The 14,660-nt window shown below is 58.0% G+C and carries 9 protein-coding genes; 7 read left to right on the top strand and 2 right to left on the bottom strand.

Annotated elements, in window-relative coordinates; all coding sequences use genetic code 11:
- Positions 1 to 17: 17 nt before the first annotated feature.
- Positions 18 to 863: a serine hydrolase gene (locus IPM39_08505; protein MBK8986109.1), complete on the top strand. Its 846-nt coding sequence runs from the start codon at positions 18 to 20 to the stop codon at positions 861 to 863.
- A gap of 77 nt (positions 864 to 940) precedes the next feature.
- The gene (locus IPM39_08500; protein MBK8986108.1) at positions 941 to 2,116 is read left to right on the top strand and encodes a hypothetical protein; all 1,176 of its coding nucleotides are present in this window, start codon (positions 941 to 943) and stop codon (positions 2,114 to 2,116) included.
- A 54-nt stretch (positions 2,117 to 2,170) separates the two neighbouring features.
- Here IPM39_08500 and IPM39_08495 read toward each other — a convergent pair whose 3' ends face one another.
- Positions 2,171 to 4,927: an ATP-binding protein gene (locus IPM39_08495; GenBank protein ID MBK8986107.1), complete on the bottom strand. Its 2,757-nt coding sequence runs from the start codon at positions 4,925 to 4,927 to the stop codon at positions 2,171 to 2,173.
- Complete coding sequence (locus IPM39_08490) at positions 4,924 to 5,919, bottom strand: ATP-binding protein (protein MBK8986106.1); 996 nt, start codon at positions 5,917 to 5,919, stop codon at positions 4,924 to 4,926. The genes IPM39_08495 and IPM39_08490 overlap by 4 nt, the downstream gene beginning before the upstream one ends.
- Positions 5,920 to 6,835: 916 nt before the next feature.
- Between IPM39_08490 and IPM39_08485 the strand changes: the two genes are divergently transcribed.
- The 5 genes from IPM39_08485 to IPM39_08465 all read left to right on the top strand — a co-directional run bounded on the left by IPM39_08485 (position 6,836) and on the right by IPM39_08465 (position 14,444).
- Entirely contained in the window at positions 6,836 to 8,965 is a 2,130-nt protein-coding gene (locus IPM39_08485) for a pilus assembly protein (GenBank protein MBK8986105.1), read from the top strand.
- Between the two features lie 194 nt (positions 8,966 to 9,159).
- On the top strand, positions 9,160 to 10,497 hold the full coding sequence (locus IPM39_08480; protein ID MBK8986104.1) for a hypothetical protein: 1,338 nt from the start codon (positions 9,160 to 9,162) through the stop codon (positions 10,495 to 10,497).
- Between the two features lie 10 nt (positions 10,498 to 10,507).
- On the top strand, positions 10,508 to 11,137 hold the full coding sequence (locus IPM39_08475; protein ID MBK8986103.1) for a hypothetical protein: 630 nt from the start codon (positions 10,508 to 10,510) through the stop codon (positions 11,135 to 11,137).
- Between the two features lie 18 nt (positions 11,138 to 11,155).
- A complete protein-coding gene (locus IPM39_08470) occupies positions 11,156 to 12,415 on the top strand; it encodes a pilus assembly protein (protein MBK8986102.1) in 1,260 nt (419 codons plus the stop codon).
- Positions 12,416 to 12,557: 142 nt separating this feature from the next.
- Positions 12,558 to 14,444 carry a Tad domain-containing protein gene (locus IPM39_08465; protein MBK8986101.1) on the top strand — a complete coding sequence of 629 codons (1,887 nt, stop codon included), beginning with the start codon at positions 12,558 to 12,560 and terminating at the stop codon, positions 14,442 to 14,444.
- The last annotated feature ends 216 nt before the right edge of the window (positions 14,445 to 14,660 follow it).

The raw sequence follows: 14,660 nt of genomic DNA, 5'->3' as shown, positions 1-14,660 counted from the left end.
CACGGACTGTGGAACGTATGACAGATACATTAACAGCTATTAAACAGGCGGCGGCGGGGTTTAACGGCCGTTTTGCCCTCTCCGCCCTGAATTTACAGACCAACGAAACCATCCGCCTGCGCGCCGAGGAGATTTATCCCACGGCCAGCATCATCAAGCTGCCGCTGCTGCTGACCCTGATGCAGCAGGTGGAAGCGGGTCTCTACAGCCTGGATGCACCGCTGATGCTGCGCCGCGCCGACAAAATCGGCGGCAGCGGCCTGCTGCAACACCTCACCCCTGGCCTGACCATGCCCATCCGTGACTGGGCCTTTCTGATGATGAACATCAGCGACAATCTGGCGACCAATGTCCTGATTGACCATGTTGGGCTGGAAGCTGTCAATGAGTGGCTGCGCGAAAATGGCTATGAGGATGTACGGCTCCAGCGCAAAATAGATTTTGGCGCACTCGCCAAAGACCAGCGCAACCTGGGCACTGCCTCGCCAGAGAGCCTGACGCGGATGATGACGGCCGTTTTCCGCCGCCAACACGTCTCCCCGGCCGCCTGCGACGAGATGCTGCGGCTGATGGATGGCGTGGGCGCGGACCGGGTTGGCCGCTATTTGCCGTTCTCGCCCTATAGCTCAGAGGAACCGGAAGAAGAGAAGCTGCGGCTGGCGGGCAAAACGGGGTCGCTGATGGGGATGCGGGCGCAAACGGCCGTTGTCTGGCGCGGTTCCGGGCCTCAGGCGCAAGGTTTCGCCCTCACCGTCATGGCCGCCGACGACCCCACCCCGGAACGCTGGACCCCCGACGCCCCCGGCGTGCTGCTCATCGGCCGCATCGCCAAAGTCATCTACGATGTGGTTTGCGGAATTTAATATAGTGGAGACAAAAGCACAACGGGACAAACAAACACACAATAATCAACAATCCAAATCACGGTTAGGAGGTCGGTTTGAATAGACAAAGCAAGGGTGTTCTTGTGATTTTGCTGGCGCTGGGTATGGTATGCGGTCTAGCCGCTTGCGGCGGTGAAGAAGCGTTTTACGACGCAGACTCCACCGCCGACTGCCTGCCGGGCGACGAATTTGATCCCGATGAACAGGTCTGTTACGTGGGCGAGGCGACGGACGGCGTTGTGGCAGCAAGCAGTGAGTGGTGGGCAGACTACGCCGAATCGCCAGAAGATTGTTATGAAGATGAAGTGTACGATCCCGTTGACCAACTCTGCTATCTGGCTGATGGCGCATCGGCTGATGCATCGGCCGAATATGGCAGCCTGTTCGACGACATCCTGGCGACGTTTTGGGGCGACGAGCAAGATTATGCCGACATGGAAGAACTGGGCGAGAATGTCATCATCACCTATGAAGTGAACGGCAACACCATTGGCAGCCCGCAGGAAACGGCCGTTACCAGCGACCTGCGCCCCTACCAAACTGATACCGCCACCCACGAAGCCATTTGGATCTATTTTGCCAGTCTCATCCCCGTCGAACAACGCACCTACGTCAGCAAATACGCTATCTTCACCGATGGGCCAGAAAACGTCTACGCCGCCGTCACCCAAGACGGCGACAACCCCAACAGCTGGGTGCTGGCCATAGACATCGTAGACGCCACCGACCAGCAAGAATTGACCTACAGCCTCATCCATGAATTCGGCCACCTGCTGACGTTGAACGACTCACAGGTCAATCTGGACCCCACCCTCTTTTATCAGCAAGACGACGAAGCGCTGTACAACGAAGCCTACGCTGCCTGCCCCACCTATTTCCCCGGCGAAGGGTGCAGCCGCCCAGACTCTTACATCAACCTGTTCTACGACCGCTTCTGGGCCGATTTGGAGGACGAGGTTTGGGAGCTTGAGGCGATTGACGATGAAGGGGAATATGAAGAGGCTGTGTTCGCCTTTTACGAACGACACGCCGACCAGTTTGTCACCGACTACGCGGCGACCAATGTGGGCGAAGACATTGCCGAGTCGTGGACGGCATTTGTGCTTCAGAGTCGGCCCACGGGCCGCAGCATTGCCGAGCAGAAGGTATTATTCTTCTATGAATTCCCCGAACTGGTAAGACTGCGCAGTGAAATTAGCGCGCGCACTTTTTCGCGCTTGCGCCAACGGTAACTGCCTCAGGACCAGGCAGGTTCACGAAAGCCTGCCTGGTCTAATCGGGGCGCCTTACGGCCGTGCCGCAAACCAGCGCCGCACCAGTTCAACCTGGAAGCAGTAACCATCCCCGACAGCTTCGATGAGTTCACGCCGCTGCAAATAGACAAGTGATTCTTCCAGGGCCATCAGGCTGGGCACATAGGCCACCAGCTTTTGTCGCGGCGTGACCTCACCCTCGCCAGAGGTCGCCATCAGGCGCAGCACCTCCCGCCCCACCACATCCACCTGGTTTTGTTCGATGTCGGCAAAGAAGAAGCTGCCATGCTGCAACGCTTCGGATACGGCCGTTTCCACATCCGCCACCCGCGCCAACCGGCGCATCTCCGGTGGCTGCTCATTCTTCAGCGCCACAATCTCCGCGCACAACAACTGCACCAGAAACGGATGTCCTCTGGTCAGGGCGATCACCCGCTCTTGCGCCGCCGCTTCGTAGCGTAAGGCAAAATCACTCACCGGCTGGGTCACCAACTGGCGCGTCTCCGCCGGACTCAGGTAGCCGATATGGACTACCTGGACATTGATGAGATAACCCGCCCAACGCTGAAACTCATCCAACGTATGTGAGCCGGAAAGCAGCACCTTAAAACGGCTGCGATGTTGGATCAGATGGCGCACCATGCCCATGACGGTTACTTCGTCAAAACGCCTGCGCTCCAACGCATCGGCCAACACCTCGAACTCGTCCAGCATCAGCAGGGCCAGGCTGTCACCCAATGCCAACTCCACTGCGTCCAGCCATTCCTCAAACTGCGAAAACGGGTCAACCGCCAGATCATCGCGGGTTAGGGGTGGCAGCGCCAGGTCGCGCTGCCCGGCCGAGCGGACCAGAGCGCGGGCCAGGTTATACAAAAAACCGGCCTCGTCGCTGGCTCTGGTGGCCGGCCCTTGCAAATCCACAAACAGGGGGATGATGGTGCTGGGCAGCAGGCGGCCCAGGTTGTTCAGCAGCGAGGTTTTGCCCACCCGCCGCTGGCCGTAGAGCAGCAGCGGCGGCTGCCGCCGGTCCAACAAAAGCTGCTCAATGCGGGCGCTGACATCAGCGCGGCCAACAAAAATGGCCTGCCGCTCTGTCAGCGGCACGCCAATGATGTAAGGGCTGTCAATTTCCTGGCGCAGCTCGGCCTCGGCCACCAATTGTTGATGGGTCCCGGCGACCACTGCACGCCAGGCGGCGGCGATGGGGCGAAAACGGTCGGCGTAGCGCTCGCTGCTGCGGGTTAGTTCACGCAGCAGGCCATCCAACCGGTCTTCGACGGCATTGAGGGCCAGCCGTTGGTTGTAGGCGCTCTCCTGGTTCAGCGCGGCGGCGACGTCGCGGCTGATGCGGCTGAAGCTGCGCAGCAGGGCGCTGGCCGGGCCAGAAAGCTCGCCGGCAGCCAGAGTCTGGTATACCGCGCCAATGGACTGAATGTCCTGGCACGCGGCCAACTGGCGAGCGTCGGTCTCGATCTGCACCGCCTGGGCGGCCCAACGCTGCCGGCCATGACCGAGAAACTCCATTACGGCCGTGCCCTCGGCCGGGTCATACTGCCGCAGCAGCAAAATGTGCGTATCCAGGCCAGACAGCGGCAGCCGCTGCAACTCATCCCAAAACGCCGAATGCCAGCGAATGAGCGACGGCCGTCCCTGGGGCAAACGGCGCTCATCCAGGCGCAGCAGCAGCATATTCCACCCGGCGATAAAAGGATAACCCACCACCGGCCGCCACCAACCGAGCGTCAGCCCCAATAAAATGCCGGCCAGCGTAAACAACACAATGGGACCATACGCCTGGGTAGACGAAGCCAGCAAAAACAGGCCGCTGCCGCTGCCCAAGACCCCGGCCAACGCCCCAGCCCAGGGACCGGCGATGCGCTCGGCCAGCACATAGGGCAGGGCAAACAACGCCAACATCGTCGCCCCCAGGCGCAGCACGATTAGCGCCGCCCCCCAAAGCCCGGCTTCGGCCGGCGACAGTGCCAGCCCGGCGACCAGAGCGACGGCCAGACTGAGCAGCGCGCCCCACACCAATCCACGCCGCCAACTACGGGTACGCCAGCCAATTGCCAGGGCAAAGGGCAGCCCCAGGGCCAACCCGGTCAGCCATGATTCCGTCAGGCCACCCACGATAAAACCGCCGGCCATCCCCACAAAAACGCCCACGATGACGCCGCTAATCTGGCGCGGCAAGGAGTAAGCGGGGGCAAGATCGCGTAAACGGCCGGTAACGCCCATCGTTACGCCATAGGCCAGGCCGCCAGACAGCCCGCTGGACAGGCCAATCACCGTACCCAGCACCAGATCGAGGGAGAAGTTGGGCACGGCCGTCAATGGATTAGCCGCCTCGCCCAAAACTAGACCGGCGGCGATACCCGTCACCACGCCGGTTCCCAGGCCAACGGCCGTGCCGATGACCAGGCTGCCCACCAGACTGGCGGCCAGACTGGCCAGCAGCGCCACCCCCACGCCAACAATCACGCCCAGAGCAATGCTCTGCGTCGGCAGCCCCAACAGCCACAGGCTGGCAGCCACCAGCAGCATCAGCAAAAAAGGCCAGGCCAGAAACAGCATCACCATCAGCCGCCAAAAAGCGGGCCGCCGCCATTGAGCGCGGCTCAGTTCAGCCATACAAAAATCGGGCGACAGATGCGGATCAATAGCGGCGATGTGGGCGCGCCAGGCGGCCGGGTGAAAAAACAGCCAGAACAGCAGCCGCCAACTACCCGGCAGCAACCCGCCCGACAGCGCCGGCTCATCGGAATAGGCGAAGCGCGCCTTCATATTCAATCGGCCACTCTGGGAGGGCCGTCTGGCTCTTGCTCGCGGCGAAACGGGGCAATTTGGTACAGGGCATCGGCGCGCCAATCGTCGCCTGTTTCACCTTCGGTCAGGGAGAGCAGGCGCTCGCGGCAGAGAATTTGCAGCAGCATGGGCCAGCCGCCGCTTTCGGCCAGCATCCACTCCACGTCGGCGGGTGGGAAGGCGCGGGGCGAACTGGCAATAAGGGCGCGGGCTTCCTCTTCCTTGAGCGGGCCGAGGTTGGCGACGTAGCCAAAAATGTTAAAGAATGGGGAGCCGTGGCCGCTTTGGTTTGCCAGTTTGTCCGGCGTTTCAGCGGCGGACAGCACAAAAGCCAATTGGCCGCCAACCTGATTGGTCGCCAGGGAACGCAGGCTTTCCCAAAAGGCATCATCTAGCTGCGGATAGCGCTGCAAAGCGACGCCAATCTCGTCGAACAAGATGACGGTAGGGGCGCGCAGTTCATCGCTCACGATATCTAAAAATTGGTCCAGACCGCATTTTTCCGGCGCGGGCAGCTCCATTTGGGTGAGCAAGCGGTGCATGAGGGCCTGAGGATCGCCGAGGCGAGTGTCCTGAAAATCTATGAAGACCCAGCGGTAGAGTTGGGGCTGGGGCAGCCAGGCCTGGGTCTGGTCGGGGCGAAGTTGGCCGGGAACGGCCGTGCCGATGCTCTTCAAGTAATGGAGCAGGGAGGTTTTGCCGCTGCGGCGCGGCCCGATGATGGCCGCGTTTTGCATGGGCGCGTGGCGCAGCAGGTTAAACAGGCGCTTCAATTCCCGTTCGCGGCCAAAAAAGCGCGCCGGGTGGGTGATGGGCGGCCCGGCAATAAAGGGCGGCGGCGTGGCCGGGGGAGGCGGGGGGGACACAAAGACAGAGAGACCAGGCGCAGTGGAGAAGGGGAGCAAAGTATCGGTGCGGATTTGATCGCGCAGGAAAATAGTTTCGGCGGCCGGTTCAATGCCCAGGTCGGCTTGCAGGAGGTCGCGGCAGCGGTCGAACTGGTTGAGGGCGGCGCTGCGCTGGCCGCTGAGGGCCAACAGGCGCATGAGCTGGCGGTGGGCGGCTTCGTCGGTGGGTTCCAGGTTGAGGTGCAGGTGGGTAGCGGCAATACCTTCTTCATAAGCGGCTGTTTGCAGGCAAACGGCCGTCAGGGTTTGCAGCGCTTCCAGCATCAACTGGCGCAGCTCGGCGCGCTGCTGCATGACCCATTCTTCAAATGCCGGAGCCTGACGCAAATGAAAATCCTCCAGGAAGTCGCCCCGATAGAGGCCAACCGCCTGGCGCAGCTTTTCCGGCTGAGGCCGGGAACCAGCCGGCCGGGCCAACAGCGCCCGAAAAGTCTCCACGTCCAACGTATAGGCGCTGTCGCGGTTAAAGGCCAGACTGTGATGGCTGATCAACAGGTGGGGGTCTAAGTCCTGGCGCAGTTTCAGCACCACGCCGCGCAGGTTGCGCCGGGCGTCGGCTTCGGGCAGGTCGCCCCACAACAAACCGGCGAGAGCCTGACGGGAATACGGCCGTGCGGCCACCGCCAGGTAACAGAGCAACGCCTGCGCCTTCACCGAGACCAGTTCATGCAGCGGCAGGGCATCCTGGCTGATATGGATCGGTCCCATGACCGATAGGTTTAGTACTTTTGTCATGTGGCGATTTACCCAAACTCTACAAATAAACGCTTGATCAACGCCAGATCAACACACAAGCGACAGTGACTTGTTAAGATAGTATTCAGGTGAAGTTATTTAATAGCTTAAATCTAACACGCATCCAGCAAATAGGAAAAATTATCTATTCAACAACACTGGTTATCAGACTGAATTCATATATTATCATGGTAGCGAACAACTCTGCTGCACTCACAATGCCCACATTCGCGCCAAAAATGGAAACCCTATGATTAAAAGACACAAACACCCACGTTTTAGAGGCCAGGCTCTTGTTGAATTTGCGGTGATTGCCGCCGGGTTCCTCATGCTCATTTTTTTGATCATTGAGGCGGCGCGCATTTTATGGGCCTGGGGGACTGTACAGGCGGCGGCGCGCGCTGGCGCCCGTTACGCCGTTACCGGCAATTTTGACCCCACCTGCTCCACCAGCGGCATTGCCAAATACGCCAATCTGTGTCCAAACGTTGAATTACGCCGCCCCGCTTCGGTAATTAGAGCCGCTCATGACAGTCTGGCCGGTTTGCCGCTGAACGAGAGTACAACGGCCGTGTTTGAAGACATGGAATTTTACAACATCGAGGTGTTTGGCGTGGATCGGGTGGGGCAAATCCGCGGGACCAACCTGGCGCCGCCGATTGGGCCGGAACCATATGCCGGCGCGCCCAACCAACCGGTGATCGTGCGCGTGACCTATCGCGTGCCAATTATCACGCCGTTTTTCAGCCCTATCCTGCCGTCCATCCCCGTGTTTGGGCAGACGGTGTTGTACAATGAACCGTTTGGGCAGTTGGGGGGAACTGGGCAAAGCGCCGGCGTGCCACCACCCATCCCGCCGCTGCCAACCCCTGGCGTAACGCCATCGCATACACCCACACCGACGCCGGGAGCCACCAGCACCTCGACGCAAACAGCCACGCCCACGGCCACGGCCACCGTAGAAGCATGTCCCGTCCGGTACGTGTCTAGTCTGGTAGCTACCGTGCGGTTGGCGAACGTCACCGGCTTGTATGCCAACGGCGGTGTGCCTTATACCGTATCGTTTTATAACCTGACGGTGAATCCGAACGTAGTTATTGGTACGGCCGTGATGGTCCCCGATACCGGCAATATCCACGCCTGCGATGGGTTTGGCTCGACGGTGCTGCCTTTAGGCAGCATCAGCGGCGGCCACGTGGTGGAAGTGCGCCACCCGGATGGCAGTTCGGCGACCATCATCGTCCAGGCCGACCCGGACACACCCACGCCTACGCCTACTAATACAGCAACAGCAACCGTTGGCCCCACGCCCACCAATACACCTACCATTACAGCCACGCCGAACACGCCTTTTATTCAGGTTATCCCCAATTCTTGTGCCGTCGTGCCAGACGGAGGGGCAATCCCCGTGCAGGTGTTTGGTTATAACTGGGGAGCCGGTGCATCTGTTTCCGTCTTCATGAATTCGCAGTTGATTCAGACAATCGCCGCTGATTCGGAAGGCACATTTACGGTTTCCTGGACGCAAAGCATTGCCAACGGCAATACTTATACTATCCTGGCGCAAAAAGTGGGCGCTTCTAACACAAAATCCTTTTTTGTGCCCTGCCTGAACGTGACGCCGACGCCGGTTCTGGTGCCGCCAACACCCACACCTGTGCCGGCCGATCTGGTCATTGGCGAGTTGGTGATTGTCAGCACACCGCCAATTGTGGAATATTTGCCGGTGGATTTCCAGGTGGTCATCACCAATACCGGTGAAGTGGATGTCAACAATCAGTTCTTTGTGGATGTGTTTATTGACCCACCGACCGTGTACCCCGAATATATTCCCATTGGCGACAACCCGGCTTATATTGCGGTGGATGCGCTGGCGGGTGGGGGAACGGCCGTTCTCAACATCACTTCCTTCAACGGGTTTACCGGTGGCGCGACAGACCGGCAAGTGTACAGCATGGTGGATTCTTTGCGGGCCAACGGTGAGTCCAGCGAAACGAACAACATCGTGGGTCCGCTAGATGTGTCGGTCATCCCCTCGACGCGGCAGCCAACACCGACGCCCAATGGCAACCAGATCATTAGCGGCATTGTGCGTTCGTTTGTGGGGCAGGATTATGTGCCGCAACATCGGGCCATCGTCTGGCTGAAAAACGACACGACGGCGCAGTTGATTGCCGCCACCTCTACCAATGGCATCGGCTATTACCAATTCGCCAACGTGCCATTGGGGTCCACGTATACCGTGATTGCCTGTCTGCCACGCACGGCAACGCCGGATCACCCGGAGTTGTACTATGCCGGTGAGCGGCCGGGCGTCACGCCGCCATATACATTTGCCAGAGTGAATATGAATTTGTCGTTTGTTTGCTCGGCCAATTAGTACCGTATTCGGTAATCCGTTAGAAATTACATGGCCCAGATTGGACCAATCTTGGAGATTGGTCCAATCTAAAAAACAGGAAGTTATTCTTAGACGATTACTAAGGGTTCATTTGCAATTAACTTTGGAGTTTCCAGATTGGTCCAATCTCACCAAGTTAAAAACATATGAACCCTAAGATGAGGAAAAGTCTCTTGATAAACCAGGCGAAGTTTAGAGTACCGGCATGGCCAATCGTTTTGGCGTTGGGGCTGTTGGTGGCCGTATTGACCACCTATCGGACGACAACGGCCGTGCCTGCCGCGCCCGAAGCCAACCCGGTTTGGGGAAACGCCACGCTCCTTTCGGGAACCGGGCAGGATGGGCGCAAGCCGCGCATCGCCGCGTCGCCGGATGGCTCGCGCGTCCTGGTGGTTTACATCAATGAAAACGATGATGACCCCTATTACACCATCTCCACCAACCAGGGACAGACCTGGCCGCCGGCGACCAAAATAAATGCTTCCATAGATGTCTCGGCCCAGGTCATTGGGGCCTTTGATGGCAGCAACAAAGCGTTTGCCATATGGGTCGAAAAAATTACGCCGCAGCTAAATCGGCTGGTGTTTGCCAGCAAAACAGGCAGCAACAATTGGACAAGCCCGGTGATTATCACCACATCTTATGAGATTATCGATCCCAGTGTTTTTCTCGATCAACGGAACACGCTGCATCTGGTGTGGGTGCAAGAACAGCCGGCGCGGGTGCATTATGCCTATCTGACAAGCGGGTCCAGCAGTTGGTCTACGCCGATCAGCGTGGAAAACGTGCCGGGCGGCGACTCCAGCGAACCGGCGGTGGTGGTGGACCGTAACGACCGTCTCTATCTGGCCTGGTCTAATGACGCCGGAACCTTCGGTGACGAGCAAGAGGTTGTTTTTTCGCGCGGCACAGTCAGCGGCACGCCGGCGGCGCCGGTCTGGAATCCGCAGATTCAGAACTGGCCGCTGTCGCCAGCCGACATGCCCATCGCCGCCCACGCCGTCATGGGCGCATCCGGGAACAACCTGCATATCGCCTACACGCGCAAAATAGACATCCCAGACCCGACCGCCAATGACAAACAAGACATTTTTTACGCCACCTGTGCCATGCCCTGCGATACATTAGACAGCAGCGATTTCCGCACCATTTCCGGCGCTCTGGTGGAAGTGAACGGCAGCGATCCGTCTGAAGTGGTGGCGGCCCTGGCCGTTGACAGCCAGCGGGGAGCCGCGTATATCACTTTCAGCGGTATTGTCACGACCCTACTAAATCCCAATGAGGTGATTCAGGGGATACAAAGCTGCGATGGTTGGGCGAGCGGTTCTCTGCCTTACATCATTGAAAACAACCCGGATTACCGGTTTATCAAACCGGCCATGACCATCAGCCAGGGATGGATGCACCTGGTGTTTGATCGGATTAGCAGCGATACGACGCACGAAATTTTTCATCGGCGGGCGTCTGTTAGCTGTCCGGCTACGCTGTTACTGCCGATAATACGTAAATAAGAAGCGAGCTATGAGCCGATTTGAATGGATTTTAGGTGGGTTATTGGTGGTGCTGCTGGTGTTTGTGGCCGGGCTGGCATTTACGCTGTGGTTACGGCCGTCGCCAACCAATACCACCATCCAGCCAGTGCCGGGGGCGACAACCGGCGGGCAAACAGCGCTGGCGGCCCTGGCGGCGGCCAACAACCAGGCAGCCGCCTGGCAGCCCGACGCCCAACTGCTGAAGGCGACGGCCACCTGGTCGGCGCTTGACGGCCGTGCTTACATCAGCGGCGCCTCTTCCTGGGCATTTACCTATTACTCGCCAGGGGAAACGGCCGTCGCCCAAATCACCGTCGTGGAAAACAAACCCAGTCCACCGCTGGTTAGCCAGACAGATGTGCCGCTGACGCCCATGGACATCAGTGGTGGTTGGCGCATAGACAGCCCAACGGCCGTCAGCCAACTGCTAGACAACGGCGGCGCCGCTTTCCTGAACGGCCGCGGCGACACATCTATTACCCTGTCGCTGAATACTGTGACGGATAACGGCCGTATGGAATGGCTCGTCTCCTTATTCGATGACCAATCAGACGATTTTGTCGCCATGCGATTAGACGCAACCTCCGGGGAAGTATTAGAAATTGTACAAAAACCGTGAGTTATAGAAGGCAAAGATATGAACAAACAATCTCACCACCCCTCAACCTTTAGCAAAAGAGGACAAAGCCTGGTGGAACTGGCTCTGGTCCTACCCATCCTGCTGGTGCTGATCGCCGGCACAGTCGAGGTGAGCAATTTATTGATCACCAAAAACCGCATCGAAACGGCCGCGCGCGCCGCCGCCCGTTTCGCCTCCGATGGTGGCGTGGACGTGCATATCATCGCCCTCAACTCGGTCACCCAAACCCTGGACCTCAGCGAAGGGGTGTGGGACATCTTCACCATTCGCGGCCGTATCAACAACCAGGGGACTGCCTTCGACAACGCCAGTTGGGAAGTGGTGCATTTTGGCCTGGGGCAAACACGAGTCTACACCGATGTCTTGGCCCGGATAGAGGCTTCTTGCACCACCGACTGCCTGAAAGCCGAGATGATCGCCGAACTGCAAGGCAACCGGCAGGGAGTGCAATCTCAGGCCCTGGCCGCCGGGCTAGAAGTTGTCGGCGTCTACGTCATTCACGACATTGACTCCATTCTCGGCCTCAACGCCTTGCCCGGACTGGCGGGCATCAATTCCGTGCAGGGCTTCGGCGTTATGCGCCGCGCCAGCCTGACCAACATAGATCAGACCAATGGCTGCACGGCCGTTTTCCCCCTGGCCGTCAGCAATGGCATCCGCTCGATCACGCAGGCAGAATATACCACTGCCTTCAACAACATGACGTACCCCGTCCCCAAACCCACTTACGCCAGCTTCACCCAACATCGTCCCAACATCGCCCTGTCCGACGCTACCGAAGGGACCGTCTTCTTGTACGACATGGACCCGCTGCAGCTTGTCTTTCCTAAATGGAACAGCGGCATCGCCTCTGGCAACACCACCCTGAGCAACAGCCTGGTCTGGCCGGGCAACATAGCCAATTACACCAATTACAACGACCCCGGCGTGCCCATTCCCGGCATCGGCCATGTCGTGCGCGGTTTCGTGGAAGTGGGCGATCCCACAGATAGAGCCATCCACATTGCTGACCGCGTGGCGGTAAACGGCGATATCAGCAACTTAAATGGCATTACCACCCCCTTACAAAATCACATCACCAACCGTCGGACGCTGCGCCTGCTGGTGCTGAACAATACGGCGGAACAATATATCGGCGGCGTACCCTTTTACCAGGTGGATGGCTTTGCTATCTACCGGATCAGAGGCTACAGCCTGACCGAAAACTGGCTGCTGTTGGAGTTTATCCGCTGGGATCGATCTTGTGGTCAATCGTAGCGCCATTCGTCACGCGCGGTTGTAAAACGATTTGAAAAATCGTTTTGTGGGCGGTTTGGACAATCGCCTTACAAGCTGATTGCTGTAGTTGCAAAGAAGCGCACAAACGGAACAACCGACGTTCGCAGAACAAGGTGAAATTATGAATGAGCAAGAAAAACGCAGTAACAAAAAACGGATTGGTAAAGAGGAAGGACAAAGCATCGTCCTGGTCGCCCTGATGATGATTGGTATTTTGGCCTTTGTGGGCATCGCCGTGGACGTGGGTCTGATTTTTGCCCGGCGGTCACAGTTGAGCAAAGCGGTAGATTCGGCCGTGTTAGCGGCCGTTACCGAAGTGGAATCGTTAAGCTTGCTTAGCCGGGCCGACGATAAATCCGCCCAATTCCTGAATTCCAACCTGCCCCTGAGGAGTTCATTGGCCACCGCCCCGTCCCCGGCGCCTATCACTTTTGTCAGCGGCGCCGAAATCAATGAACTGGGGGCGTACCAATACTCTCTGACGGCAACCTGGCCGGTTGACCTTTATTTCCTCTCGGTCATTGGCCTGGATAACTTCGATGTGATGGTGTCGGCTGCGGCCGCTTATTTTCCTATCACCGATGTCTATGCCAGCCGCCGCGTTGAAGATGGCGCTCTTTCTACGTCGAATCAGGCTGTGTTTGGGCCGAAGATTTGCAGCGCCAATGGCGACCCGTTTTCACCTGATCTGCCCAACTGGACGCCGCTCAGTGAATCGGCCAAGTACAATGGTCTCTATTCTTACGAATACCGCATTCTCATCCCCGCCGATTACCCCAGTGATATTGTGCGGGTCGAGTTGTTCGATCCCGATTCCATCAATAAGCCCAACAACAATGGCAGCAGCTACCGCGCCGATGTGTCCCATACACAAGTATGGATAGATTCAGGAAGACCGGCCGTCGAAAATCTGACTTGTAGCAGTATTCAACAAAACCCCTGTCTGATTAACACAGGCGAAGTCGCTCAATTGGGGCTGCCCCTGGACATGGTCAACCCCTGGTGGTTTGTCCGCATTGATGAAAATCGTCGGCCCCGTTCTGACTGCGGCGCCGGCGGTGCTTACTCTGCCGCGGTGAACACCCAAACCACTTACGAACTGTTTTATTACCGGGAAAACATCTCCGATGGAACGATTATCAAAACCGATCTGGCGCGTTACACCGGTCAGACCGGGGATGGGGTTCGGGACAATGGCGGACACCTGACCGACATGCACTGGGTATCTCCTGGCGCGCAGATGATTTATGATCAACCGGCCAACGTGCCCACAACTGGTCCTGGTTCGACGGCTGGTGATTATGGCAGTTTTGAGATCAGCATCAGCAACGATCTCGTCAACATTTTGCGCGACCCAGACACAGGCTACCGCTATATTTACCTGGACGTCACAGCCATCACCGGTTCCTCGGAAAACGGGTTCGAGATTTGGGCCGGCCCTCCCGACTATGTTAATACCATTTCTAGCAATGTGAACTCGCGCAATGTGCAGGTTATTAACAATCCTGGCTCACATAGCTCCAGAGGGGTGACAGTATTTGGGTTAGGCAATTTGCCCATGAACTCCAACTATACGGCGCCGGTGGATATTCCATTGATTTACGTGCCGGCGGAATATGCCGGGCAGGAGATCAGCGTCAGCCTGTTCGATTCAGATTCGGGCGCACAGCCGCCGGTGGTCTTCTTCTTTGACTCTGTCTCTGAGGCGGATTGGAGCCTGACTTTTTCGGCCACCAGCAATCCAACCCAAGACCCGGACCATGACCCGGTGAATTATCCGACCAACGGCCGTTGCCGCATTGGCGCCTGCCAGAATGTGTGGATAGACCCACCTTACAAAATTATGGTGCCTACCTACGACCCGGCGCTGTGCAGCGCCAGCCCGACGAACAAAGCAGTGTGTACGCCATTTTTTGGCGGTCGGCTGGTAGCCCGCTACAAAGGCGGCCAGGACGACACCTACGGCTGGCAAATTCGTCTCAAAGGTTTGCCCTATCTCATCCGTTAAGTTTTGGACAAAAGACCCTGAGGGTTTCAGAAACCCTCAGGGTCTAAAAGATTCGGTTCTTCAGGATTTCACGGGGTAGACACCAGATGTAGGGGCGGGTCTTGTACCCCACGAGATCCGAAAGACCCAAAGACCACCTTCCTAGGGGACAAATGGGGCATAGGCAATCATCGTACAATTTTTTACACTTACGGCAGAATTCATTCAATCAGGTGT

Source organism: Candidatus Leptovillus gracilis, from assembly GCA_016716065.1.
GTDB classification, from domain to species: domain Bacteria; phylum Chloroflexota; class Anaerolineae; order Promineifilales; family Promineifilaceae; genus Leptovillus; species Leptovillus gracilis.
Note: the sequence above shows the minus strand (reverse complement) of the source record. Positions and strands in the feature narration are given on the sequence as shown.